The 24,174-nt window shown below is 66.1% G+C and carries 25 protein-coding genes and 1 pseudogene; 11 read left to right on the top strand and 15 right to left on the bottom strand.

Features of this window, described 5'->3' with window-relative positions:
* The first annotated feature begins 6 nt into the window (after positions 1-6).
* The gene (locus tag OG874_RS08265; protein WP_330254524.1) at positions 7-1,305 is read left to right on the top strand and encodes an RNA polymerase sigma factor; all 1,299 of its coding nucleotides are present in this window, start codon (positions 7-9) and stop codon (positions 1,303-1,305) included.
* A gap of 114 nt (positions 1,306-1,419) precedes the next feature.
* Here OG874_RS08265 and OG874_RS08260 read toward each other — a convergent pair whose 3' ends face one another.
* The 3 genes from OG874_RS08260 to OG874_RS08250 all read right to left on the bottom strand — a co-directional run bounded on the left by OG874_RS08260 (position 1,420) and on the right by OG874_RS08250 (position 3,126).
* Positions 1,420-2,184 carry an alpha/beta fold hydrolase gene (locus tag OG874_RS08260; RefSeq protein WP_330254523.1) on the bottom strand — a complete coding sequence of 255 codons (765 nt, stop codon included), beginning with the start codon at positions 2,182-2,184 and terminating at the stop codon, positions 1,420-1,422.
* A gap of 82 nt (positions 2,185-2,266) precedes the next feature.
* Complete coding sequence (locus OG874_RS08255; protein WP_330254522.1) at positions 2,267-2,761, bottom strand: hypothetical protein; 495 nt, start codon at positions 2,759-2,761, stop codon at positions 2,267-2,269.
* Complete coding sequence (locus OG874_RS08250) at positions 2,758-3,126, bottom strand: hypothetical protein (RefSeq protein WP_330254521.1); 369 nt, start codon at positions 3,124-3,126, stop codon at positions 2,758-2,760. Before OG874_RS08250 ends, OG874_RS08255 begins: the two co-directional genes overlap by 4 nt.
* A gap of 21 nt (positions 3,127-3,147) precedes the next feature.
* Between OG874_RS08250 and OG874_RS08245 the strand changes: the two genes are divergently transcribed.
* Positions 3,148-3,741 carry a TetR/AcrR family transcriptional regulator gene (locus OG874_RS08245; protein WP_330254520.1) on the top strand — a complete coding sequence of 198 codons (594 nt, stop codon included), beginning with the start codon at positions 3,148-3,150 and terminating at the stop codon, positions 3,739-3,741.
* A gap of 3 nt (positions 3,742-3,744) precedes the next feature.
* Here the strand turns inward: OG874_RS08245 and OG874_RS08240 are convergent, their stop codons facing one another.
* Positions 3,745-4,398 (bottom strand): HAD family hydrolase, encoded by a 654-nt coding sequence (locus OG874_RS08240; RefSeq protein ID WP_330254519.1) that lies wholly within the window; start codon positions 4,396-4,398, stop codon positions 3,745-3,747.
* A gap of 182 nt (positions 4,399-4,580) precedes the next feature.
* Here OG874_RS08240 and OG874_RS08235 point away from each other — a divergent pair, with 182 nt between their 5' ends.
* Both OG874_RS08235 and OG874_RS08230 read left to right on the top strand, forming a co-directional pair.
* Positions 4,581-4,730, top strand: coding sequence for a hypothetical protein (locus OG874_RS08235; protein WP_330254518.1), 150 nt, complete (start codon positions 4,581-4,583; stop codon positions 4,728-4,730).
* A gap of 63 nt (positions 4,731-4,793) precedes the next feature.
* The gene (locus OG874_RS08230) at positions 4,794-5,465 is read left to right on the top strand and encodes a PaaI family thioesterase (protein ID WP_330254517.1); all 672 of its coding nucleotides are present in this window, start codon (positions 4,794-4,796) and stop codon (positions 5,463-5,465) included.
* On the opposite strand, the gene OG874_RS08225 is transcribed toward OG874_RS08230, so the two are convergent.
* The 4 genes from OG874_RS08225 to OG874_RS08210 form a co-directional block, all read right to left on the bottom strand.
* The gene (locus tag OG874_RS08225; protein WP_330257222.1) at positions 5,446-6,906 is read right to left on the bottom strand and encodes a flavin-containing monooxygenase; all 1,461 of its coding nucleotides are present in this window, start codon (positions 6,904-6,906) and stop codon (positions 5,446-5,448) included. The two genes, OG874_RS08230 and OG874_RS08225, sit on opposite strands and share 20 nt — an antisense overlap.
* A 432-nt stretch (positions 6,907-7,338) precedes the next feature.
* Positions 7,339-8,508, bottom strand: a complete 1,170-nt coding sequence (locus OG874_RS08220; protein ID WP_442943310.1) for a sulfotransferase family protein — start codon at positions 8,506-8,508, stop codon at positions 7,339-7,341.
* A gap of 4 nt (positions 8,509-8,512) precedes the next feature.
* Positions 8,513-9,289 carry an SDR family oxidoreductase gene (locus tag OG874_RS08215; protein WP_330254515.1) on the bottom strand — a complete coding sequence of 259 codons (777 nt, stop codon included), beginning with the start codon at positions 9,287-9,289 and terminating at the stop codon, positions 8,513-8,515.
* Positions 9,289-10,452: a hypothetical protein gene (locus OG874_RS08210; RefSeq protein WP_330254514.1), complete on the bottom strand. Its 1,164-nt coding sequence runs from the start codon at positions 10,450-10,452 to the stop codon at positions 9,289-9,291. The genes OG874_RS08215 and OG874_RS08210 overlap by 1 nt, the downstream gene beginning before the upstream one ends.
* 125 nt (positions 10,453-10,577) lie before the next feature.
* Here OG874_RS08210 and OG874_RS08205 point away from each other — a divergent pair, with 125 nt between their 5' ends.
* From OG874_RS08205 to OG874_RS08180, 6 genes are all read left to right on the top strand, one after another.
* The gene (locus OG874_RS08205; RefSeq protein ID WP_330254513.1) at positions 10,578-11,465 is read left to right on the top strand and encodes a helix-turn-helix domain-containing protein; all 888 of its coding nucleotides are present in this window, start codon (positions 10,578-10,580) and stop codon (positions 11,463-11,465) included.
* A gap of 31 nt (positions 11,466-11,496) precedes the next feature.
* Entirely contained in the window at positions 11,497-12,429 is a 933-nt protein-coding gene (cysD, locus tag OG874_RS08200) for a sulfate adenylyltransferase subunit CysD (protein WP_330254512.1), read from the top strand.
* On the top strand, positions 12,429-14,267 hold the full coding sequence (gene cysC / locus OG874_RS08195; protein ID WP_330254511.1) for an adenylyl-sulfate kinase: 1,839 nt from the start codon (positions 12,429-12,431) through the stop codon (positions 14,265-14,267). Before cysD ends, cysC begins: the two co-directional genes overlap by 1 nt.
* A 118-nt stretch (positions 14,268-14,385) precedes the next feature.
* Positions 14,386-15,747, top strand: coding sequence for an L-lactate MFS transporter (locus OG874_RS08190; RefSeq protein WP_330254510.1), 1,362 nt, complete (start codon positions 14,386-14,388; stop codon positions 15,745-15,747).
* Complete coding sequence (locus OG874_RS08185; protein ID WP_330254509.1) at positions 15,744-15,881, top strand: MFS transporter small subunit; 138 nt, start codon at positions 15,744-15,746, stop codon at positions 15,879-15,881. The genes OG874_RS08190 and OG874_RS08185 overlap by 4 nt, the downstream gene beginning before the upstream one ends.
* A 53-nt stretch (positions 15,882-15,934) precedes the next feature.
* Positions 15,935-16,924, top strand: a complete 990-nt coding sequence (locus OG874_RS08180; RefSeq protein WP_330254508.1) for a 1-aminocyclopropane-1-carboxylate deaminase/D-cysteine desulfhydrase — start codon at positions 15,935-15,937, stop codon at positions 16,922-16,924.
* On the opposite strand, the gene OG874_RS08175 is transcribed toward OG874_RS08180, so the two are convergent.
* Positions 16,909-17,508 carry a QsdR family transcriptional regulator gene (locus tag OG874_RS08175; RefSeq protein WP_330254507.1) on the bottom strand — a complete coding sequence of 200 codons (600 nt, stop codon included), beginning with the start codon at positions 17,506-17,508 and terminating at the stop codon, positions 16,909-16,911. The genes OG874_RS08180 and OG874_RS08175 overlap by 16 nt on opposite strands.
* A 110-nt stretch (positions 17,509-17,618) precedes the next feature.
* Between OG874_RS08175 and OG874_RS08170 the strand changes: the two genes are divergently transcribed.
* A complete protein-coding gene (locus OG874_RS08170; protein WP_330254506.1) occupies positions 17,619-19,415 on the top strand; it encodes an acyl-CoA dehydrogenase in 1,797 nt (598 codons plus the stop codon).
* Positions 19,416-19,431: 16 nt separating this feature from the next.
* Here the strand turns inward: OG874_RS08170 and OG874_RS08165 are convergent, their stop codons facing one another.
* From OG874_RS08165 to OG874_RS08140, 6 genes and pseudogenes are all read right to left on the bottom strand, one after another.
* A complete protein-coding gene (locus tag OG874_RS08165; RefSeq protein ID WP_442943385.1) occupies positions 19,432-20,028 on the bottom strand; it encodes a nuclear transport factor 2 family protein in 597 nt (198 codons plus the stop codon).
* Positions 20,002-20,127 (bottom strand): annotated as a pseudogene (locus OG874_RS08160) (transposase); the annotation flags it as partial. The gene OG874_RS08165 and the pseudogene OG874_RS08160, both read right to left, overlap by 27 nt.
* Before the next feature lie 173 nt (positions 20,128-20,300).
* Complete coding sequence (locus OG874_RS08155) at positions 20,301-20,873, bottom strand: hypothetical protein (protein ID WP_330257220.1); 573 nt, start codon at positions 20,871-20,873, stop codon at positions 20,301-20,303.
* Positions 20,874-20,896: 23 nt separating this feature from the next.
* Complete coding sequence (locus tag OG874_RS08150; protein WP_330254505.1) at positions 20,897-22,027, bottom strand: hypothetical protein; 1,131 nt, start codon at positions 22,025-22,027, stop codon at positions 20,897-20,899.
* A 50-nt stretch (positions 22,028-22,077) separates the two neighbouring features.
* On the bottom strand, positions 22,078-22,512 hold the full coding sequence (locus OG874_RS08145) for a FixH family protein (RefSeq protein WP_330254504.1): 435 nt from the start codon (positions 22,510-22,512) through the stop codon (positions 22,078-22,080).
* Positions 22,509-24,119, bottom strand: a complete 1,611-nt coding sequence (locus tag OG874_RS08140; protein ID WP_330254503.1) for a hypothetical protein — start codon at positions 24,117-24,119, stop codon at positions 22,509-22,511. Before OG874_RS08140 ends, OG874_RS08145 begins: the two co-directional genes overlap by 4 nt.
* Between the last annotated feature and the right edge of the window lie 55 nt (positions 24,120-24,174).

Genomic DNA, 24,174 nt, shown 5'->3' with positions numbered 1-24,174 from the left:
CCGCGCATGAGCCGGTCGCCCGAGCAGACCAGGGAAGCCGTCGAGACGGTGTGGCGGATGGAATGGCCGCGCCTGGTCGCCGGGCTCACCCGGATCGTCGGCGATATCGACGCCGCCGAGGAGCTCGCACAGGACGCGCTGGTCGCGGCCCTGGAGCAGTGGCCGCGCGACGGGGTGCCGCCGAATCCGGGTGGCTGGCTCATGCTCACCGCGAAGCATCGGGCGATCGATCTGGTGCGCCGCAACCAGAACCTCACGCGCAAGCTGACGTTGGTCGGTCACGAGCTGCGGACCGACCAACCTCAGCAGCCGCAGGCCGACGGTGAGATCGAAGACGATCTACTGCGCATGATCTTCACGGCATGTCACCCGGTGCTGTCGGCGCGGGCCCGGGTGGCGTTGACGCTGCGGCTGGTCGGCGGATTGACCACCGAGGAGATCGCACGGGCCTTCGTCGTACCGGAATCGACTGTCGCCCAACGCATTGTGCGGGCCAAGCGCACCATTGCCGCCCGGCATGTGCCCTATGAGGTGCCGAGCGGGGACGAGTTGGCCAGGAGGTTGGATTCGGTCCTCGAGGTCATCTACCTGATCTTCAACGAAGGCTATTCGGCGACCGCGGGCGATGACTGGATTCGCGTCGAATTATGTCAGGACGCACTGCGTTTGGCGCGTATGCTGGCGAATCTGCTGCCCGAGGAACCCGAGACGCACGGGCTGGCCGCACTGCTCGAATTGCAGGCCTCACGCTCCGCCGCCCGGGTCGGACCCGCGAAAACCGTTGTCCTGTTGGCGGATCAGGAGCGGGCTCGCTGGGATCAACTGTTGATTCGACGAGGTTTCGCGGCGCTCGGACATGCCCATACGGTCAGTCGGAATCGCGGTCTGCCACCCGGTCGTTATGCACTGCAAGCCGCGATCGCCGCGGTGCACGCCATGGCGCCGAGCAGCGCGGAGACCGATTGGCGGCGCATCGCTGGTCTGTATGCCGTTCTCGCGGAACGCTTTCCGTCACCTGTTATCGATCTGAACCGGGCCGTCGCGGTCAGTAAGGTGCACGGACCCGCCGTGGGCCTGGAATTGGTCGACGCGCTCGTGGCCGCGGGTGCGTTGGACAGATACCACCTGCTGCCCGCCGTTCGCGGCGACCTGCTCGAGCGACTGGGCCGCCACGACGAAGCCCGCGCCGAATTCGCCCGCGCGGCAGAGTTGACCGGAAATGCCGCCGAACAGGCGCTATTGCTCGACCGGATGGCCCCGAGTGATCCGCTGTGTGCGCCGGAGAGGCACCCCGATGACTCGTGACGAAATGACCAAGGCGAGAATTGCCGTCCCACCGGCAATGGGCACACTCCCCGTTACGCGGTCAGCTGCTCGCCGCAAACGCCTTCGCCGGTCTCGAACCGGAATGATCCGCGTTCACGCGCGGCGAATCGGCTGCCAGGTCCGGATCGCGTCGGTCGTGAGGAAGATGCCGATCTGGCGGTAGACCTCGACGGGCTTCTCCATCACCAACACATGTGAGGTGCCGGGAACGATGGCGAGTTCGGAGTTCGGGATCGCGCGGTACAGCGCGATGGTGTGCTCCAGGCTCATGGCGTCATCGTCCGCGGCGAGGACCAGCGTGCGACTGGCGATCGCCGCCAGGTCATCGACCGTCAGGGTGGGCCCGGTGCGCGCATTCCGCAGCAGCTTCTCGGCGACCACCGGGAAGTGGTTCGGGCCATCCGGCGATACCTCGGCGTGCAACGCGCCCAAGTGCCGCATGGGCTCCTCGGCCTCGATACCGTCGACCATGCCGGGCACCATGCCGTCATGGTGGAAGTTTCCGCTGATCGAAACCAGCTTGCGAACCAGGTCGGGACGCCGGATCGCCACCAGCAGAGCGACATTCGCACCGTCGCTGTAACCGACCAGATGCGCCGGACCACCGATCACCTGGTCCAGGAACGCGATCGCATCCTCGGCCATTACCTCATAGGTGATCGGCCCATCGGCATCCGATGTGCGGCCGTGGCCGCGGCGATCCATGCGGTAGACCCGGAAATGTTCGGCGAGACCGGGCAGCCCGGTATCGAAGGTCCGCGAGTCCACGAAGCCGCCGTGCAACAGCAGCACCGGCTCGCCGTCGCCGGTTTCGTCGTACCAGGTCCGAATATCACCGAGCTGAACGTAATTCGACATGCGCCGATCCTGCTCGCGCGCACCGCGCCGCCACGCCCGCCCTCGACAAATTGTGAACAGTGCCACTGTCCGCGGCGTGGCGCTACCGCACTGCGGTCCGCTCGGCTTCGGCCAACTCCTTCAGCGTCAGCAACTGCTTGCGCATCATCACCACATCACCGAGGGCCAAGGCGCGGGCGAGGATCCGCGATCCGGCGAAGCGGATCCGGACGGTGAGCCGGGTGCCCGCCCCTTCCGGGCGCACCGCGTAGGTAACGCAGATCTTGCCGGAAACCATGGTGAGGTGGCGGCACAGCACGAACGAGACGAGGGTGAACGCGGACATGAACCGCTGTCCCACTTCGAGTTCGGTGAGCGCCGGATCGCGGTGGCGCGGGCTGCGCTTGCCGAAGTTGTCGAGCAGGTCGTAACTGTAAGGCCCCACCCGCAATTGACACAGCCAGCCGTAGACCACATTCGGCGGCGCATCGATGCTGATGGCCCGATCCGCCGGCAGCCCACCGGGTTGTACGTCGTCACAGGGCAGCGGCTGCTCGAGTTCGGCCTCGGTCGCGCCCCAGACCGATCCCGGGATCATGCCGCGGCCGCGATTCGCCGGAGCATATCGCGCACCACGATCTTGTGGCCGCCGCTGCTGATGACCAGCGCCCGGTAGATCTTGCCGTGCAGGCCCGGGAATTCGCCCCAGCTCTGCGCCCGCACCAGCGTCCGGCTCGGGCCTTGTTCGTCGAGTTCGAAGACCAGCGCATAGCGCGAGAACCAATGCCGCCCCTTCAGCGCGAGCCGACTCGGCTCCTCGACCGAGTCGACCACGAATCCGCTCGGCGGCTTCAGTGGATCGTTCGAATCTTTACAGACAACTTTCAGCAAGGCCTTCCACGCCCGATCGCGGTTCGCGTCCACCGATCTGGCATGCTCATCTATGTAGGGCAATCGCTCCATATAGAAGGAACGTACTAGTACATGGCGCCACCCCGCAAGCACGACACCGACGTGATCCTCGACGCAGCGCGCTCCCTCGTGCTCACCGACGGCCCCCGCGCGGCCAGCGTCGCGGCGATCGCGGCGGCCAGCGGTGCGCCCGTCGGCACGCTGTATCACCGCTTCGGCAACCGCAATGGCGTGCTGACCGCGGCCTGGCTGCGTGCGCTCGAACGCTTCCAGGAACGCGTCGAGGCGGCCGCCGACGCACCGGATCCGGTCGAGGCCGGTGTCGCGATGGCGGCGGCAAGCGTCCGATTCGGACGCGAATTACCCGACGACGCGAAGCTTTTGCTGAACTTGCGCCCCAGCGACCTACTCGACGGCGGCCCGGACGCGGAATTCCGCGCCCGCCTCGGCCGGATGAACGCGCCACTCATCGAACATCTGCGCCGCGTCGCCGCCGACCTCTTCGGACGTGCCGGCGACCGCGAAATCGACGCCGTCAGCCGCGCGGTAGTCGACCTCCCCTACGCCGCGCTCCGCCGACACGCGCAGGCCTCCGTCCTCCCCGACTGGCTCGAAGCCGACCTGACCGCTGCCGCCCGCGCGCTGCTGCAGTCCTACCGTCCCTGAGGCTTATTCTCCGGCGACGAGGGCGGGGGTGAGTTTGTCGAGGGTGTCGATGACCTCGGCGGCCAGGGCGAGGGCGTCGGGGGCGGGTGGGTATTCGGGACGGGGTGCGGCGATGACGCGCATGCCCGCGGCGTGTGCTGCACGCAGTCCGTTGCTCGAATCCTCCACGGCCGCGCATTCGGTGGACTTGTGTCGCAGGAACGCGGCTGTTGCCACGTAGACATCGGGCGCGGGCTTACCCCGGTCGACCTCCTCGGTAGAGAAGGTGACGCTGAAGAATTCGATCAGTCCGGTACGGCCGAGCACGGTATCGATCAGGGTCCGCGGCGAGGAGCTGGCCACCGCCAGCGGCCAGTGTTCGCTGATGCGCTGCACCGCCTCGACCGCACCGGGCAGCAGCGGCACGGCCTTCTCGTAATGGTCGGCCATCCGCTCGATCACGTCATTGGCCACGGTGTCCGGCGTTTCACCGACGCCGAGTTCGTCGCTGAGATAGTCCGACCACTCCCCGGTGCTCATGCCCATCAGCCGTGACTGCGTATCGGCCAGCCAGCGCCCACCCTTCTGTGCGACATACTCGCGGCGCACCTGCTCCCAGACCGGCTCGGAGTCGATGAGCACACCGTCCATATCGAACACAACTGCCGCAATATGCATGGGAGACAAAGCCTTTCGCCAGCAACGCCGCTGAGTGACGATCCGATGGACTACCCATCGACCGCCGCGCAGCGGGGATTTTCGGAAGACCTGATGATGATCGAGTACCCACACTAGGCCAGCCCATCCCCCGCTCGCACTCGGCCACCGGAACCGGTCACCACCTCGTGCCGATCCGCCCGATGCGAGCGTCGATATTCACTCGGCGAGATACCGGCCTCGCGGCCGAAGTGCGCACGCAGGTTGGCTGCGCTCTGTACATGGTGGCGGTCGGCGCCCTGGCCATGGCGGCGGGCATCGCCTACCGGCCGGGCCGCGTCCGCAGCGCATAGCACGAGCAGCCCGATCGGACCTGCCGAACGACTATTCGGCAGGTAACCGATAACGTGTTCCGTATGAATGAACAGCAGGTCGGCAAATCGCTGCCGAGCGAGGAGCACCACGAGGGCGGGTTCCGGCCGATGTCGGAGCTGATCAACGCGCAACTGGATGAGCTCGACATCTCGCGTGGCGGGCCGCACTACGGCGCGTTCATCGAACAGGTGCGCAGTCTCATGGACCGGGCCCGGCTGGCCTGTCCCTCCGACGAGCTCGCACTGGAGACCATCGGCATCCTCAAACAGCTGAACGACAAGCTGGACGCCGCGATCGTCGACGAGTGGTCCGCGCCGACGTTTACCCGCATCGACCTGCCCGCGCGCGGCAACATCACCCTGCCGCCGTACATCGTCGACAAGGCGGACCGGGACGGCGTCGACGCTCGCATCACCTTCCGCACCTTCCACCTCGGCGGAAACAGGGCCGCGCACGGCGGACAGGTGGCGGTCGGCTTCGACGATCTGCTCGGCATGGCCGCCGCGGTGTACTCGGGCGCGGTGACTCGCACCGCCTCCATCACCATCGACTACCGTTCCATCACCCCGCTCGACACCGAACTACGGGTGCGCGCCTGGACCGAGCGGCAGGAGGGCCGCAAGGTGTACGCGCGGGCCACCCTGCACGACGGCGATCGGCTCTGCGCCGAGGCGAACGCTCTGTTCATCGTGCTCAACCCCGGGCAGCAGTGAGACGGTAGTTCGCGGGGTCCGGACGCCGCGCCATCAGCGCACGGTGCCGGGCCGGCGTCCACGGCCACAATTCCGGAACGCCGTCCTTGCCGAGATACCAACTCTGACACCCGGTCGCCCACACGGTGTTCGGCATCGCCGCCCACAGTTCCTCGTAGTAGCGCCGCGTCGCCTCGACGGTCGGCTCCACACTGCCGAATTCACCGTCCCGCCAACGCCGGATCCAGCCGAGGATGTGCTCGGCCTGGGTTTCGGCGATCAGCGTCAGCGGGTAGTTGCCGACCGGACTGTGCGGGCCGATCAGCAGGAACATATTCGGAAAGCCCGGTATCGCAACGGTTTCGAAGGCACGCGGACCATCGGCCCACACCTGATCCAGTGTGCGGCCATCGGTTCCGGTAATGCCCATCGGCCGCATGAACGCGTGCGCGTCGAATCCCGTTGCCAGCACCAGCACATCGAGTTCGTGCAGGCGTCCGTCGGCGGTGACGATGCCGCGGGGTTCGATGTGATCGATCGCGTCACACACGACCTCGACACTGTCACGCTGCACTGCACGATAGAAGCTGCCCGACACCACAAGTCGCTTACACATGGGCTGATAGTCCGGCGTCAGCGCCGCCCGCAGCGCCGGATCGCGCACGCTGCGCAGGTTCGCTCGACATATCCGGCCGACGAGCTCACGCTTGAGGCCGGGCCTGGTGACGGCATCGACGAGGAACTCGAATACCCGGCGGGTCACCGCGTAACCGAACTCGTCCAGCGCCGGGAATCGGCGGTGCGCGGCGATCGTGAGCCGTGAATAGCGTCGGTTCCGCAGCGGCAGGATCCACTGCGGGGTGCGCTGGAACATGCTGAGGTGCGCCACATTTCCGGCCAACGCCGTCACGATCTGCACCCCGGTGGAGCCCGTGCCGAGTACGCCGACCCGCTTGCCCGCGAGTTCGACATCGTGATTCCACCGCGCCGAATGGAACATCGGGCCCGCGAACTTCCCCAGTCCACTGATATCCGGGGTGCGCGGATGGTGCAGGAACCCGGTGGCGCACAGCACGAAGTCGAACGATTCCACCGCACCGTCGGCGGTCGTCAGTTCCCAACGCGCACCGTCGAATTCGGCCCCGACCACCTCGGTTCCGAACCGCGTGCGACTCGCCAGCCCACACTCGTGCGCGACGTCCGCGAAATACGCGTGGATCTCGGCACCCGGTGCGAAGAAATGCGACCACTCCGGATTCTTGGCGAAGCTGAACTGATAGAACCGCGACGGCACATCACAGGTCAGCCCCGGGTAGGTGTTCTCGCGCCAGGTCCCGCCGAACCGATCGGCCTTCTCGAACAGGATGAAGTCGCCGATGCCGTCGCGCTGCAAGGTGACCGCCATGCAGATGCCCGACATCCCCGCCCCGATAATGGCGACCCGTGGGCTGCGCCGTCGCATTCCAACCATACGTCTACGCTATGACGCCTGGCCCGCCGACGGAATATGCCGACCCGACACATTCATGATCTTTTCGGATATCCGGCCGCACCCGTCTTGCTACCGTTCGAACCATGGATCCGGTGTCGCAGCCCGGATGGGCATTCGATCGCACGCCGCACGGTGTGCGCATCATGCTGACAACCGCCCGCCGGCACGGTCTCGACCCCGCGCTCTGCCTGCACGACACCGCGCCGCGCTCGCACATCTGTTCGGCAACATCGATATCGCCTAGTCACCATCCGGTAACAGCCTGACTGCACCCACGCGTTCATCCGCTGGCACGGCCTCGCTCCGGCCGCTACCGCCGCACCCACTGACGGACCGAGATCAGGTGGAACTGGTGGCGGCGGCTTCTCGGCCGATGCCGCCACAGCTACCACCTGATCTTGATCAGTTGGCGGGGAAGTGTTTGTTGCGGTACTCGGCGAAGCGGGTATCGACTTGGGTGGTGGTTAGGCCGAAGTCCTCGAGGGTGTAGTGGTGGGTCGGGCGGGCGGCACCGGAGGTGCTTTCCGAATGCAGCGCCGTCATCGCAGCCTCGGCCTCGGGTGTCAGGGACAGATCGAAGTGCCGGTAGATCGAAGCGACAGTGCCGATCGGGTCCGTGACGAAGTCGTCGTAGTACACGTCGCAGAATTGAGCGGCGTTGTGCCGCTTGCGATCCGCGAGGAACTTGTCCGCTCCGCTGGCCCACAGATCCAACTGGGTCGCGCCGACGACGGGGCCGCGAAACTTATCCGACCAGCCTGCTGACGCCTGCTCGTTGAGGCTGCAGACCGAGGCGATGATCGTGCGGGGGTCCCGATGCATCTGGATCACCAGCGCATCCGGGTACACCTCGAAGATCGCGTCCAGCGCGAACAGGTGGCTGGGGTTCTTCAATACCCAGCGCCGGTCGGCGTCCGGCAGGCCGATCAACTGCAGGTTGCGCCGATGTCTGCGATAGGCGTCGGTCCAATCCTGCGCACGCAGCCATTCGGAGTATCCGGGCAGATAGTCCAGGCACTCGTAGGACACCGACATCGCCGACTGCCGCAGCAGCTGCCAGCACTCCTCCACCTGGTCCGCCGAAATGTGGTGCACGCCCATGAATTCCGGATGCTCTACGTGATGCTGCTCGAACGCCGCCTCGATCCGCTGGTACACCGGATTCGCCGCCCAGGTCTCGCGAGGCGGTCGCGGCTGCGGCATCTCGGTCAGCCACATCTCCAGGCCCTGATGGCCGGGATCCGCGTTGAGTAGCCGGTGCACCGCCGTCGTGCCCGAGCGCGGCAGTCCGGTTACGAAGATCGGGCGCTCGATCGCTACCTCGGCATGTTCGGGAAAGCGTTGCCACGCGGCCTCACTCAGCAGTCGCGCGATCAGCGCACCGCGCAGGAACGCCCGGTTGACCTTGTTGCCGAAGGGCGTCAGCTCGGCGTCCTCGGCATAGGAATCGAGCAACACCTGCAGGCCGGCGCGGTAGCCGTCGTCGCCGAAGTCGGTGAGCCCGACGACTTTCGTCGCCGAGGCGTGCAGATCGTCGATGGTGCCGACGTCGTCTCTGCCGATCACAGTCATTCTCCTAGTGGTGGTATTCGCCGCCGTTGACATCCAGGCAGGCGCCGGTGATCGCCCGCGCCAGAGGTGAGGCGAAGAAGACGACGGCGTCGGCGATCTCATCGGGTTCGGGCAGCTTGCGCAGATCGATGGTCGCGGCGGTCTCGGCGTACACCTCTTCGGAGGTGATCCCGCGCTGCTGGGCCAGATAGTTGAAGTACCACTTCAAGTTGTCGGCCCAGATATAGCCGGGCGCAACCGAATTCACCCGGATTCCTTTCGGCCCGAGTTCGGTGGCCAAGCTCTGGGCCAGCGCGAGCAGACTGGCCTTGGCCATCTTGTAGGGCCCGAAGGTGCGCCGCGAATGCCGCAGCACCGCCGAATTGATCATCACGACCGAGCCTTTCGACTCGGTGAGCGCGGGCACGAACAAACGCGTCAACCGCAGCGCGGCAAGTACATTGGTCTCGAATCCGGCGCGCACATCGTCGAGGTCGACATCGGCGAGATCGGTGATCGGCGGAATCGCGAAGGCATTGTTGACGAGCGTATCGACCCGCCCGAACGCGCTCTGCGCGGTCTCGACCAGATTCGTCACCGCCGCTTCGTCATTGATATCGGTCGGCACCACCACCGCGCGCCTGCCGAGTTCGGTGATCTCCTTGGCCACCTCGGTCAGCCGCGATTCGGTGCGCGAAGCCAGCACCACATCCGCACCGGCGCGAGCACTCTGCACCGCGATGGCCCGCCCCAGCCCCGGACCGACCCCGGAGACCACAACAACCTTGTCCTGCAACAACATCAGCCCAGCATCCTTTCCGCCACGGCAACCTGACGTGCCGCGATCCGCGCTCGCCATCCCTCGGGGGTGACACGCGCCTCGTCATAAAATGGCAGCCGCTCCGGCAATTCGGCGACCGACACCACCTCGACCGTCGGCCCGTCCTCGGGCTTCAGATCCCTCGACAGCTGCTGCCAACGGAACTGCAAATACCCGCGCGCATGCCCGGTGCGCTCGATCCAGTTGGCGAGTCCAGGGTCTCGCTCGCTGATCACGAGCCGGATCATCCCGTCCGGATCCACACGCGCCTGGTCGACGGTGAGGCTGGTCTGATGGTTGATGTAATCCAGCGACACGTACCACATGCTGCCGAGTTGGAACCCCTGATACGGCGCATCCGATTTCGGCACCGTGAGGATCATCGCCTGATCGTCGTCGAGTTCGTAATGGCCCACCGAGGAGAACTGGGTGGTGAGACCGCCCGGGGTAGAGCGCGGTTCGGTCATCGTGTTGACCGGCAGGTTGAGATAGAACCACTTCGGGAATGCCAGGAAGGTATTCAACCGCGAGACCAGCATTTTCCCCGCGATGTCATACCGCTTGCGCAGCACGTCCTCGGTCAGCGCCGGCGGTGCGCCGCCGATCGTGTCCACCCGCTGAATGCGTATCGTGCCCGCCTTCTCGGTGGCCCAGTCGCTGTACACCTCGCGAACCACGACCATCGCGGAGTCCGGCGCGAGATGGACGTAGCCGGGGCGCGCCTCGCCCGGACCGAGACGAAGCTCGTAGGAGCCGTCGGCCGCGATATCGAGGGCGCGGGCATCGAAGGCGGTCTCGCTGTCGGGGACGTCCACCGGCGAGTAGTTGCCGTTGAGTACCTGGAAGCTGAGGTCGCGGGTGGTGCCGCGAGTTCCGGTCACCACATACTCGGCGTCGGGGCGCAGATACGAGTGGAAGTAGAGAGTGTCCGGGTTGTCCAAACCCATCTTCGTATACGGCCCGGTGGACAGGACGAAGAACGGGAAGTCCCGTTCATAGGCCCACGCCATCTGGATGGAGGCGCGAATACTGCCCGCGAGGTAGTCGTAGCCCTCGACGAGGTCCTGTGCGGTCCGAATATGTGGTGCGTCGGTGATGATCTGCTCGGCGGCGGCCATGGCTTCCGCGAACGGCTGTGTCAGCAAGAGGCTTCCGATCCTTTCGAGCGACCTGCAAGCAGTCGCTACGGCCCTTGATCCCTGTTCCAAATATGTACCGCTCTGGTACATTTCGATATGAGCAAGATTAGAACGTGTTCTAGGAGTTGTCCATGGTTACCCGCAGATCCGCCCCCACCGCCCGGGTGGTCCAGGTACTCGATTTCTTCGTCGAGCAGCGTGGTAAACGCTTCGGCCTCTCCGAACTGGCCCGCGGCCTCGACCTGGCCAAGCCGACCTGCCTGGGCATCCTCACCGAACTGACCGCAGGCGGCTACCTGGTGCGCGACGCGAACACCCGCACCTATGGCCTCGGACCTGCGCTGATCGCCGCCGGGCGGGTCGCCCAGGACAGTTTCGCCATCTCCGCCATCGCCCGCGCCGAACTGGCGAAACTGACCGCGCTCTACCGCACCACCTGCACCGCCTCGGCCGTGGTCGGCGAGCAGATCATGGTGCTGGAAAGTACCGGCCCCGGCCTGGTCAAGGTGGGTGCGGCCTACCATTTCGCGCCGCCGGTCGGCCTGATGTACGTGCTGTGGGATACCGAGGCGGCCTTCGACGCCTGGCTGAGCAAGCCGCCGACGGTGCCGTTGCGGCAGGACGTGGACCGGCTGCGCCAGGTCGTCGCGGAGTGCCGCGAGCGCGGTTACCTGGTCGAAAGCCTGACTGCGGCGGGCCGACGGCTGTACTCGCTGCTGGCCGGGGTCGCCACCCACGACCTGCCCGCTGAAGTGCGCGAACTCGTCGGCGAGCTGGTGACCAGCCTCGGGGAGCGGGTCTATCTCGGCACCGATCTGCGACCACGCAAAGAACACCCGGTCAGCCTGCTCGCGGCGCCCACCTATGGCGGTGACGGCAGGCAGAACATGGTGCTCACCATGTACGTGGGAGCGGCCATCACCGGGGCCGAGATCGATCGCCGCGGCACGGCACTCGTGGCCGCCGCCGACCGGGTGACCGCGGAATCGGGCGGTCGCAGACCGGACGCTAACCATTGACCATGACCGAAACGTGTTCTAGTTTTGGGGCGTGAGCCAGTACGCGAAGTCGACGGCGAGCACCTACGAGTTGCCTCATCTGGATGCGCTCGAGGCCGAGTCGGCACATATATTCCGGGAAGTCGCGGCGAGTTTCGAACGGCCGGTGCTGTTGTTCTCCGGCGGCAAGGACTCGGTGGTGATGCTGCACCTGGCGGCCAAGGCCTTCTGGCCGGCACCGCTGCCTTTCCCGGTGCTGCACATCGATACCGGGCACAACTTCGACGAAGTCATCGAATACCGCGACCACACCGTCGAGCGACTCGGCCTACGGCTGGTGGTCGGCAGCGTGCAAGACGATATCGACGCGGGCCGAGTGACGGAGGAGAGCGGACCACGCGCCACCCGAAACCGTTTACAGACAGCGACTTTGCTGCGCTGCATCCGCGAGGGCGGCTACGACGCGGTCTTCGGCGGTGCACGCCGCGACGAGGAGAAGGCACGCGCCAAGGAACGCGTCTTCAGCTTCCGCGACGAATACGGCCAGTGGGATCCACGCAATCAGCGCCCAGAGCTGTGGAGCCTCTACAACGGACGGCACAGCAAGGGCGAGCACATCCGGGTGTTCCCGCTGTCGAACTGGACCGAGCTCGATATCTGGCATTACATCGCCGCCGAAACCATCGAGCTACCACCGCTGTACTATGCACACCGCCGCACAGTGGTCCAACGCGACGGAATGTTGTTGGCGCACACGCGATTTCTCGAACTGCTCGATGGTGAGCAGCCGTATGAAGCCACGGTGCGATTCCGGACCGTCGGCGACGCGACCTGCACCGGATGTGTCGAATCGAGCGCGGCCACGCCAGCGGAAGTGGTCGTCGAAGTCGCCGCCACCCGAGTCACCGAGCGCGGGGCGACCCGCGCCGATGACCGGATATCCGAAGCCGGGATGGAAGACCGCAAACGCGAAGGGTATTTCTGATGACGACCACCACCCTGCTGCGGCTGGCCACCGCGGGCAGCGTCGACGACGGCAAATCCACGCTGATCGGCCGTCTGTTGTTCGACTCCAAAACAATCTTCACCGACCAACTCGCCGCCGTCGAGGCAACCAGCCGCGCCCGCGGCGACGACTACCCGGACCTAGCGCTGCTCACCGACGGCCTACGCGCCGAACGCGAACAAGGCATCACCATCGATGTGGCGCACCGCTACTTCGCCACACCGCGGCGCAAATTCATCATCGCCGACACCCCCGGCCACATCCAGTACACCCGCAACATGGTCACCGGCGCCTCGACCGCCGATCTCGCGCTGATCCTGGTGGACGCGCGCACCGGCATCGTGGAACAAACCCGCCGCCATGCCTTCCTGGCCAGTCTGCTCGGCATCCCGCACCTGGTGCTGTGCGTGAACAAGATGGATCTGGCCGGGTGGTCGCAGGATCGGTTCGAAGAAATCCGCGAGGAGTTCGCCAGCTTCGCCACGAAACTCGATGTCGCCGATCTGAGCTTCATTCCGATGTCGGCGTTGCACGGCGACAATATCGTGCACCGCGGTGCGAGTATGCCCTGGTACGAGGGCTCGCCCCTGCTGCATCACCTGGAGGAGGTGCATATCGCCTCCGACCGCAACCTCATCGACGCCCGATTCCCCGTGCAGTACGTAACCCGCAGGCACGCAACCGATTTCCGCGGCTATGCGGGCACGGTGTGCGGCGGGGTATTCAAGCCGGGGGACGAGGTCGCAGTACTGCCTTCGGGATTCACCACCACCGTCGAGGCGATCTGGGGTCCGGGCGGCAAGCCCGTGGCGGAAGCCTTTCCACCACAAGCGGTGACGATCCAGCTCGCCGACCACCTCGATGTGTCGCGTGGCGATCTCATCTGCCGCCCGGCGAACCGTCCGCACGTCGGACGCGATCTCGACGCGATGGTCTGCTGGTTCGCCGAGGACTCCGCACTGACACCCGGCGCGACCTACACCATCCGCCACACCACCCGCACCGTCACCGCCGAGGTCCGCAGCCTGGACTACCGCCTCGACGTCAACACCCTGCACCGCGACGAAAACGCGGACTCACTCTCACTCAACGAAATCGGACGCATCCAACTACGCACCCGCCAACCACTGCTCTTCGACCCCTACCGCCGTAACCGCACCACCGGCAGTTTCATCCTCATCGACGACACCACCAACAACACCGTCGCCGCCGGCATGATCACCGGACCCACCCTCCCCTCCTCCCGCGTGGTCTGGCACTCCACCGCCGTCAGCCGCGACGAACGACCCACCACCGGCCTGACAGTCTGGCTGACCGGGCTCTCCGGCTCCGGAAAATCTTCCATCGCAGTCGAACTCGAACGCCGACTCGTCGCCGCAGGTCGCCCCGCCTTCCTCCTCGACGGCGACAACCTGCGTCACGGACTCAACACCGACCTCGGCTTCAGCGCGGCCGATCGAACCGAAAACATCCGCCGGGTAGGCGAAGTCGCGCGCCTGTTCGCCGAAGCCGGGGTCGTGGCCGTGGTCTCGCTGATCAGCCCCTACACTGCCGACCGCAACAAGGTGCGTGCCGTCCACGAGGCCGCCGGAATCCCGTTCGTCGAAGTCTTCGTCGACACCCCGCTCGAAATCTGCGAATCCCGAGACCCGAAGGGCATGTACGCGAAGGCCCGCGCGGGCGAAATACGCGGCTTCACCGGAATCGACGACCCCTACGAGGCCCCCACCGGCGCCGAGCTGGTGCTACGCCCCGGTGACGGCGACCCCGCCGCCATGGCCGCCGCCATCCTCGCCAAACTGGCGAAGCTGGATTGACCTGTCTCCGACCGCAACCTGTGCGCAGCAAAGCGAAAGCCTATGTAGCAGAACCTTCATCATGATGGACCCCACGGCAATATGATCACCACACACAGCTATATGTGGGGATCGCAGCGTGACAGCAACAGCAGCAGTCGTGGGCACCGGATACTCGCGTGTCATCGCACCACCGGGTTGGAGTCGCTGGCTGGTTCCGCCCGCCGCGCTGTCCATCCATCTCGCCATCGGGCAGGCCTACGCATGGAGCGTTTTCAAGCCGCCGCTCGAATCGGCGATGCACATCTCGGGTACCGGTAGTGCACTGCCGTTCCAGCTGGCCATCGTGATGCTCGGGCTGTCGGCGGCGTTCGGCGGCACCGTCGTCGAACGCCGCGGTCCGCGTTGGGCGATGACGGTATCGCTGGTGTGCTTCTCATCGGGGCTGTTGATCTCCGCGCTCGGCGCGGCCGCCGGCGCGTATTGGCTCATCGTCTTCGGATACGGGTTCGTCGGTGGTATCGGACTCGGCATCGGCTATATCTCGCCGGTCTCCACGCTGATCCGCTGGTTTCCCGACCGGCCGGGGATGGCTACCGGCTTCGCCATCATGGGCTTCGGCGGCGGCGCGCTGATCGCATCACCGTGGACGACCGAACTGCTCTCGGATTTCGGCAGAGACCAGACCGGTATCGCCGCGACCTTCCTGGTCATGGGCCTGACCTACGCGGTGTTCATGTCGGTCGGCGTGCTGCTGGTGCGGGTGCCGCCGCCCGGTTGGCGTCCGGCGGGCTGGACACCGGTGGCGAAGATCGCCAAGCTCATCAGCGGCAACGACGTCAGCGCCCGCGACGCGATCCGCACCCCACAATTCTGGCTGCTCTGGATTGTGCTGTGTTTCAACGTCACCGCGGGTATCGGCATCCTGGAGAAGGCGGCGCCGATGGTGACGGAATTCTTCGCGCACACCCCGACTCCGGTTACCGCGGGCGCCGCGGCGGGTTTCGTCGCGGTGCTGTCGGCGGCGAATATGGCCGGGCGCATCGGCTGGTCATCGCTGTCGGACCTCATCGGCCGCAAGAATATGTACCGGATCTACCTGGGCGTCGGCGCGCTCGCCTATGTATTGGTCTGGTGGGTCGGCCAGACCAACAAGCCCGTATTCGTCCTCGGCGCCATGCTGATCCTGTCCTTCTATGGTGGCGGATTCGCGACAGTTCCGGCATACCTCAAGGATCTGTTCGGGACATACCAGGTCGGTGCGATCCATGGTCGACTGCTCACGGCTTGGTCGGTGGCGGGCGTCGCCGGGCCGTTGATCGTCAACGCCATCGCCGACTACGGTGCACGACACGGAAAGACCGGACCCGCACTGTTCGGACCCTCGTTCGCGATCATGATCACACTGCTGTGCGTCGGGTTCGTCGCCAATGAACTGATCCGCCCGGTCGCGGCGAAATACCACCGACCGGCCGTCGCCACGGAGGGAGAGCCGGTATGACCGAACCCGACCAGAGCGAGGCCGCCCCACCCCGCCGCATCCCGCTGCTGGCCTTCGCCTGGCTGTGGGTCGCCGCCCCCTTCGTCTACGGCCTCGATCGCCTGCTCGTGAACCTGCTCAAGCTCTTCCACTGAGACCAGGCGGTCGATACCGCTGTTCGGGACGTGCACCCGATAATGGAGTGACCATGACGGATTCCCGGCTGCACGAGCGCTTCCCCGAACTGGTCACCACGCTGCCGTTCGCGCGGCTCGGCGTCGCCCCGACACCGGTGCGCACGCTGGATCTCGGTACGAAGAGCACCGTGTGGTGCAAGGACGAGAGCGGGTACGGCTCCGGCGGGTGGGGCGGCAACAAGATCCGCAAGCTGGAGTGGCTATTGCCCGAGGCCGAGCGGCGCGGTGCGCGCACCATCCTCACCGTCGGCGGAACCGGCACCAATTGGGGTCTGGCGGCGGCGCTCTACGGACGAGACTTCGGTCTGGACACGGCGCTGGCGCTCGTCGACCAACCAGTAGACGACCATGTCCGCGCACAGTTGCGCCGACTGGAGAACTCCGGCGCCACCCTGCATTTCACGCACAGCAAGCTACGCACCATCCTCACCACGCCATGGCTTGTGCTGCGGCACACGCACGGCCGCACCCTGCCGTACCTGCTGCCGGTCGGCGGTTCGTCACCGATCGGCGCGCTCGGTTACGTGGAGGGCGCGCTGGAACTGGCCGCGCAGATCGCTGCGGGCGAGCTTCCCGAGCCGACGCATCTGGTGACCGCCGTCGGATCCGGCGGCACGGCAGCGGGTTTGGCGCTCGGCCTGCGGTTGGCCGGATTGCGCACCCGGGTCGTTGGTGTGGTCGTCAATGACTCGCTCCCCCTCGACGCACCGCACATCATCACGCTGGCGAACCGTGCGGAGGCGGTACTGCGCGCACGCGGGGCCGGATTCACCTCGCCCGGCCTGCATCCCGACGATGTGACGATTGTGCGCGACTGGCTCGGCCCGGGCTACGGCCATGAGACCCCGGCCGCGGTCGCTGCGAACAAGCTCGCCGCGGCAGCCGGACTGGAACTGGAAACCGTCTACACGGCCAAGGCTTTGGCCGGACTCATCGAAATGGATACCCGCGGCGAGTTCGACGGTCCGGTGCTGTTCCTCAACACCTACGGACCGCGCTGATCCGGCTCCAATCCCAGCATCACGGCCAGTACCGCGCGCAGTCGTTCCACATCGCCCCGAATGCCGGTCACCGCATCCTGATACAGGAATGCCTCGATGAGGCGGACCAGCGCATACGCGAAAGTCTGTGTGTCGACTCGATTCTGGTAGCCCTCGTCGATCGCGGCATCGAGAATTTCCGCGACCACCCCGACGACCTTCGGCTGCACCGGCCCTTCGCTGCTGGTAATGATTCGGCCCGCGGTGGCCTGTTCGGTCGCGATGAAATAGCGATACGGTTCGTTGCGCGTCAGCCAGCGCGCCGCCCGGTCCAGCAGGGCGAGCACGCGCGGCGCACCCGTTTCGCCGACGCGCGTCTGCGCCGCGTCGACCATCCGCTCGAACTCCGACACCATGACCGCGCCGAGCAGACCGTCGCGCGATCCGAACCAGCGGTAGATGGTTGCCCGCGACAGTCCGAGTTCCGCCGCGATCGCCTGCACGTCGACCCGCTCAGAGGCCAAGAACTGAGCGCTCGCCGCGGCGAGCACCTGCTCCTGGGATGCGGCGGCGGGGCGGCCGACGGGGCGGGACGCAGTGGTCATCCCAGCCCTGGGATCAATTCACGACACATGCGTAGTAACGTACCAAATCGACCCGGACGAGCGGCACGCCCGTCTGGGCCAGTGCTCCGCCACCGCGAGAGGATGTGCCCGTGCGCTCGACGTTGATCTCCCGCAGGGACCTGGACTTCCTGCTCTACGAATGGCTACAGGTCGAGGAGCTGACCGCGCTCCCCCGGTTCGCCGAACACTCCAGGGACACCTTCGATGGTTTTCTGGATCTCTGCGAGGATCTCGCCACCCAGCATTTCGCGCCGCACAACAAACGCAACGACAGCAATGAGCCGACCTTCGACGGCGAGCGGGTCACCATCATCCCGGAGGTCAAGGCCGCCGTCGAGGCGTTCGCCAAGGCGAATCTCATCGGCGCGGCAATGGACGAGCGGATCGGCGGGCTACAGCTGCCCCGCACGCTGGAGGCGGCCGGATTCTGCTGGTTCCAGGCGGCCAATGTCGGCACCACCGGCTATCAGTTCCTGACCGTCGGCAACGCCAATCTCCTTGCCGCGCATGGAACTCCGGAGCAGATCGACCGCTTCGTCAAACCCATGGTCGAGGGTCGATTCACCGGGACCATGTGTCTGTCCGAAACGCAGGCCGGTTCGTCGCTGGCCGATATCGTGACCCGCGCCGAACCGCAGCCCGACGGCACCTACCGGCTCTTCGGATCGAAGATGTGGATCTCCGGCGGTGATCACGAACTCACCGAGAATATCGTGCACCTGGTGCTCGCCAAGATTCCGGGCGGACCGGCCGGAACCAAGGGCATCTCACTGTTCATCGTGCCGAAATTCCTGGTGGCCGAGGATGATTCGCTCGGGGCGCGCAACGATGTGGTGCTGGCCGGGTTGAACCACAAAATGGGCTATCGCGGCACCACCAACACGGTGCTGAACTTCGGCGAGGGCAAGCACACCCCGGACGGCGCGCCCGGTGCGGTGGGTTATCTGGTCGGCGAACCGCATCGCGGCCTGTCCTACATGTTCCACATGATGAACGAGGCACGCCTCGCCGTCGGTCTGAGCGCGACGGCGTTGGGCTACACCGGATATCTGAAATCACTCGACTACGCCCGCGAACGCCGCCAGGGACGCCCGGTCACCGCCAAGGATCCGGCGGCGCCGCAGGTGCCGATCATCGAGCATCCGGACGTGCGGCGAATGTTGTTGGCGCAGAAGGCTTATGTGGAGGGCGCGCTGGGTCTGCTGCTGTACTGCAATCGACTGGTGGATCTGGAACACACCACCGAGGATCCCGCCACGCGACGCGACCACACGCTGCTGCTGGAAATCCTGACCGGCGTGGCCAAGAGCTGGCCTTCGCAATGGTGCCTGGAGGCCAACAGCCTCGCCATCCAGGTGCACGGCGGCTACGGCTACACCCGCGAATACGATGTCGAGCAGCACTACCGCGACAACCGCCTCAACCCGATCCACGAGGGCACCCACGGCATCCAAGGTCTGGATCTGTTGGGCCGCAAGGTGATCCAACACGATGGCGCCAGCCTGCGGTTGCTGGCCGCACAGATCGAGAAGACCGTGCTCGCGGCCACCGAGGCGGGCGGTGAGTGGACCGAATTCGGCGGTCAACTCGACGCGGTCTGGCAACGTCTGCTGACTGTCACCGGCTGGATGTTCGCCGCAGGCGATCCCGCCGCCGCGATGGCGAATTCCACTGTGTACCTGGAGGCATTCGGCCATGTCGTGGTGGCCTGGATCTGGTTGGAGCAGGCGCTGGCCGCGCACGCCAAGCAGGGCGACTTCTACGACGGCAAGCGCGCGGCGGCCCGTTACTTCTTCCGTTACGAATTGCCCAAGACCGCACCGCAATTGGATCTGCTGGAACTGATGGACCGGACCACCTTGGACATGCGCGACGCTTGGTTCTGACCGACCTGCGGGCGAATCAGGGCAGTGTTCGCGGCAGCCCGAAGCAGCCGAGCACGCTGTTGTCGAAACGGGTGATGGCGCTGATCCCGTCACCGGTCAGGGTGAGCACGATGACACCGGTCGCGTGGCGGATGCCGTCGAGGCCGCGCAGGTAGGCCCCGAATGCCAGCTGACCATTGGCCCGCGTCGGCACGAAGTCATACGTCCGGCCCTGGCCGATGATGCTGGCGTAGAAACGCCCGACGACATCGCGGCCGTGGTATTCGTACGGAATCGGCGGCATCGAGACACGCACATCGGCGGTGAGCAGGGCGACCAATCCGTCGATATCGCCGGATTGATACGCGCGGACGAACTTTTCCGCGAGCTCCTGCGCCGCGGGCGAGTCGGGCACCGGCGGCGGTTCGTGCTCGCCGGGCGGCAGGTGCCGCTGCAGGGCGGTGCGGGCGCGCTCGAGCGCACTGTTGACCGAGTCAACGGTCGAGTCGAGCATCTCGGCGACATCGTCGGCGTGGTACCCGAGCACCTCCCGCAAGATCAGCACGTCTGGCACGCGTGCTAGAAGAGCGGCACCAATTTCGTTGCCGATGACTTCTTTGAGCCGCTCTTCCATCCGTCCACCGATGACACGGCGACGGTACTTCGGGCACCACACGACGTGGAACGCGCACTGGAACACCAGGTTCGAGTTACAGCGCAACGCGACGGCCACACCAACAATATATAGCGCGCACCCACATATCGAAACTATGTGCGACTGAGCGAGCCGATTTAATACGCTTACCCCACGACTAAAGCCGGGAGTCTGCGCGCTACGTTCTTCCGATCAAGGGCAGTCTGCGCGACTTGATCATCGCCGGTGGAGGCAAAGATGAGTCCCACGCCTCAGACAACCAAAGGGCGACGACCAGGTTGGGTGCGTCGCCACGCGACGACCAGGAACACGATGAGGCCGAGCAGTGGCAGGGTGCCGATGGTCCAGCTCAGAGGTAGCGGTGGACCGGGCTGGTCGAGGATTTCGACGTTGCCGAGAGTGCCCTCGCCGTGTCCGAGCGGGCCATCGATCGCGAAGGTGAAGGTGTAGGTGCCGGGGGCATCGAAGGCCCTGACGTCCAGGCCCCAGGAGTCGCGTTTGCGGGGATGGCGGACCAGTGGGGCGGCACGGCGGCCGGGGCGGATGGCGGGTCCGGTCAACTTCAGCGTCCCGGATTTATCGGCGATGCCGCCGTCGGGCAGGAAGGTGAAGTCCAGTGACTTCATCGCGCGGATGGGCCAGGTGGAGAATCCGACGGTGACGCCGTACGGGCCCACCTGGACGCGCTCGGTGTGCACGATATCGACCGGCGCGTAGGCGGACGCGGGGGCGATCGCGATCAGGGACAGGGTGAGCGTCGCCAGCACGGTGACGGCGAGCCTGCGAAGTACTGGCCCGCCCGCCACCCGGCCACCACCCCTCATCGAATCGCTACGCGATGCTGTACTCATGATGCCTCCTTCACCGCTGGCAGCATGGTGGTGAACCGGCCGCCGAGAAATCCGGCGAGCAGGCCGAGCGGAATGCCGAGCAGTGTGATCGTCAGGACATCACGAAATGCGATGTGCGACTTGGTATGTGTGAGGTTCAGCTGCAGCGGGAACGTCACGCCGATGATCACGCCGGTCACCACCCCGGCCACCAGCACGATCTTCCTGGCGTCGAGCCCACGCGCACGGGCCAGCCAGAACAGGCCCTCCACGGCGAGGGCCGCGACGATCAGGAACATCGGCATGATGGCGGGCAGTTCCGGCGGCCGCCCGGTGAGTCCGTCACGCAGTGGGAGTCCGATCGCCGACGCGTAGGTCTGCGCGGCCCACGGCGAGAACCACCACAGCACCGCCTGCATCGCGCCCAACGACGCGGCGATGGCGATGGCCGCACCCGCGCGGGCCAGCAACGCCGCGCCGAGGATCAGCAGCATCGGCCCGAACAGCACGATCCCGAGGATGGTCGGATCGGCGGGCAGATCCAGGTTGTTCAGCGCGTTGGTGGGAATCGGGGCGAAGGTGATCAGAATCGGGATCGCGACGATGATGCCGATCCGGCCCCAGCGGTGGTCGCGGTGTGCCGCGAAGACGATGATGCTGCCGATCATGGTGAGCGAGATCGAAAGGAACAGCGCCACATGCGACGGGGTGTTGAGCACGGCGTCGAAGCCGTAGATCGAATGCCACTCCAGGTCGAGCAGGCCGTACAGCAGGAACAATGCGGCGCCCGCTCCGGCGACCATATAGCCGAGCGGGGCGGTGAGGTTACTGCCGAAGACGCGGATCGGCGTACCACCCAGCCGGGGCACCGGCCGACCGGCCCGTTGGGCGGCGGTGGCGATGAGCACCATGGCGAGGCTCGCGAATCCGGAGATCGCGCTACCGGAGTAGAGGAACAGGTGCGGCAGAGTGAAGAAGGTATCGGGACCGACTTCGTTGTGCCACTGGATATCCCAGCTGATCCCGACCAACGTGACCGCGGTGCCGAGTAGTACGCCCCAGGCGCCGATGCGGGCCGCGGTGCCGTTATCGGATCCGGCCGCTACCGGTCCGGCCTCGGTCGCCTCGGATGGTGGTGCCGTACTCATCGCGTCCTCATCTCTGATCGTGCTCCGATGTTATTGGCATATACCGGTTTTCAGCCGCCCACCCAGAGTGGCACGATCAGCAGGTCCACGCTGTCGTGTTCGTCGATCGAGACTCGAAGCTCCCACGGACCGGTCATCATCAGTGACACCGCCGTGGCGTGGAAGCGTCCCGGTCCGGTGGCGAGCGCCGCGACGGGTTGTCCCGCATATCCCATGAGCGGCTGATTCGCTTGAATCTGGACTGCGGCATGGTCTTTGGTGGCACCGGTGCGGTCGGTGACGCTCACATCGATATCCGTCGCTCCGATGCGCAGGCTGTCGATGGAGACGGTGACAAGATGTTGCGCAGTACCGGCTTTCAGCACCAGCGGGCCGGACCGGCTCGGCCACACCAGCCAGCCGATGGCGACGAGTACAAGCACCACCGCACCGCCGAGCAGAACCCGGCGATCGATTACCCGGGCGGCTGATTCGGGCGCGCTCATCGCCGCGCTCCCGCCACATCGAGGACGACGGGGACGGTCAGCACGGTGTAGCGCCGTTCGACCTGGATCCACAGTCGGTACCGGCCCACGACCGGGAACGTATAGGTGAACGGAACATCCGGTCCGTACGCCGCGACGGTTTCGTCGGCGGCGCTGTCGCCGTTGACGGGCGGCATGAGCATGGTTCCGCGTCCGCCGCCGGCCTCGGTCATACCGCTCATCCCGGGCATATCCATCCCCGGCATATCAGCCATGCCCTGCATCGATGTCGCCCCCATCGAGTGACCGTGACCCCACACCGGTGAATTCTGCACGGCCGCGGCGATATCCGTTTCATCTGGTAGCGGGCCCGCCATGATCATGTGTCCGACCATGCCGAGCCACGGCTGCAGGTCGGCGGCATCGCCGAATTCGGCGGTGATCGTCGTCGGGGCACCGGCGACCGGAGCAGTCGTCCTGATGGTGACCGGATTACCGTCGACCACGGTCGACGCGGTCTTGTCATCGCCGCCGAGATGCACCGGGGTGCCGGGTGATTGCGGCGCGATCCCTGACGCCTCACCGGCTCCCACCGTGAAACCGGCTGCGGCGCGCACCATTTGAACACCACCGCCGCGCCGCGCCAACTCCGCCGACACCGCGTGATGCCCGGCCTCGGGCGAGGCCAGATGAACCTTATAGCGACCGGGTCCGATCCGGACCGGATGCAGATGCGACAGACGCCCGGTCGGTCCGACCACCAGCAGATGCATCAGCGCACTGTCGTGCACGAGCAGATCATCGACGAGCGCACCGGTGGCCGCGTCGATCAGCACGAGGTCGAGATCGCCTGGCTGCCCGGCCTTTACCGGCGAGCCCGCGATCGTGAGCAGAACAGGAGGACGTGAGAAGTCGGAGATCAACGGCTGGTTCAGCGCGTAGGGATCGGTGACGTTGTCCACCGTCGGATCGAGCTGACCGCCGGGTTGCGGCGGCAGCGGCAGGGACGCCGACAGGAGCGCGGCGGTCACCGACACCGCGACCCCGGCTACCATCCCGGCGGCCGGAACCAGCGCCCACCCAGTGCGCCGAGCGCGAATCGCGATCACCACCGCGACGGGCAGCAGCACACCCGCCACCAGAAATCCGCCGTAGACCAGACATTCGGGTGGGGAGGTCACCTGTGCGGGCACAATGAAGGGAATCCGAGCCACCCGCACGCCGTCGCCAATGGCCAGCTCCCACGGACCGGCGCGGTCCATTGTCACAGTGGCCGAATACATTCCGGGTGTGCCGCCGAGGTCGACCACCGTCTCGGCCGTGGGCACTCCCGCGGCGGGCAGGGTCGACTCCGTGGTCGCACCGGTCGGCGTCACCGCCAACGTGAGTCGCCCGGCGGCGGTACCGGTATGGGTCACCACATCCACCCGCAACGGCCCCGGCACACTGGTCACCCGGCGCAACACCACCGTCAGCTCACGATCACCGAGGGACTGCGCGACCGAAATATCCGCGCCGGCGGCAGGCGAGTCCGCGGCAGCGGACGCCATCGCGACCGACAGCAACAACCCACACACCCCCACGATCAGCAGAGCGCGACAGCGGACGATACCCGCGACAACGGCCACGCCCGCCATGGTAGGGATCCGATCGAACCAGATCATCACCCTCAGCGGGGACCTC

It is taken from the genome of Nocardia sp. NBC_00565 (genome assembly GCF_036345915.1).
In the GTDB taxonomy this organism is placed as follows: Bacteria; Actinomycetota; Actinomycetes; order Mycobacteriales; family Mycobacteriaceae; genus Nocardia.
This window is presented reverse-complemented; position numbering and strand designations above follow the sequence as displayed.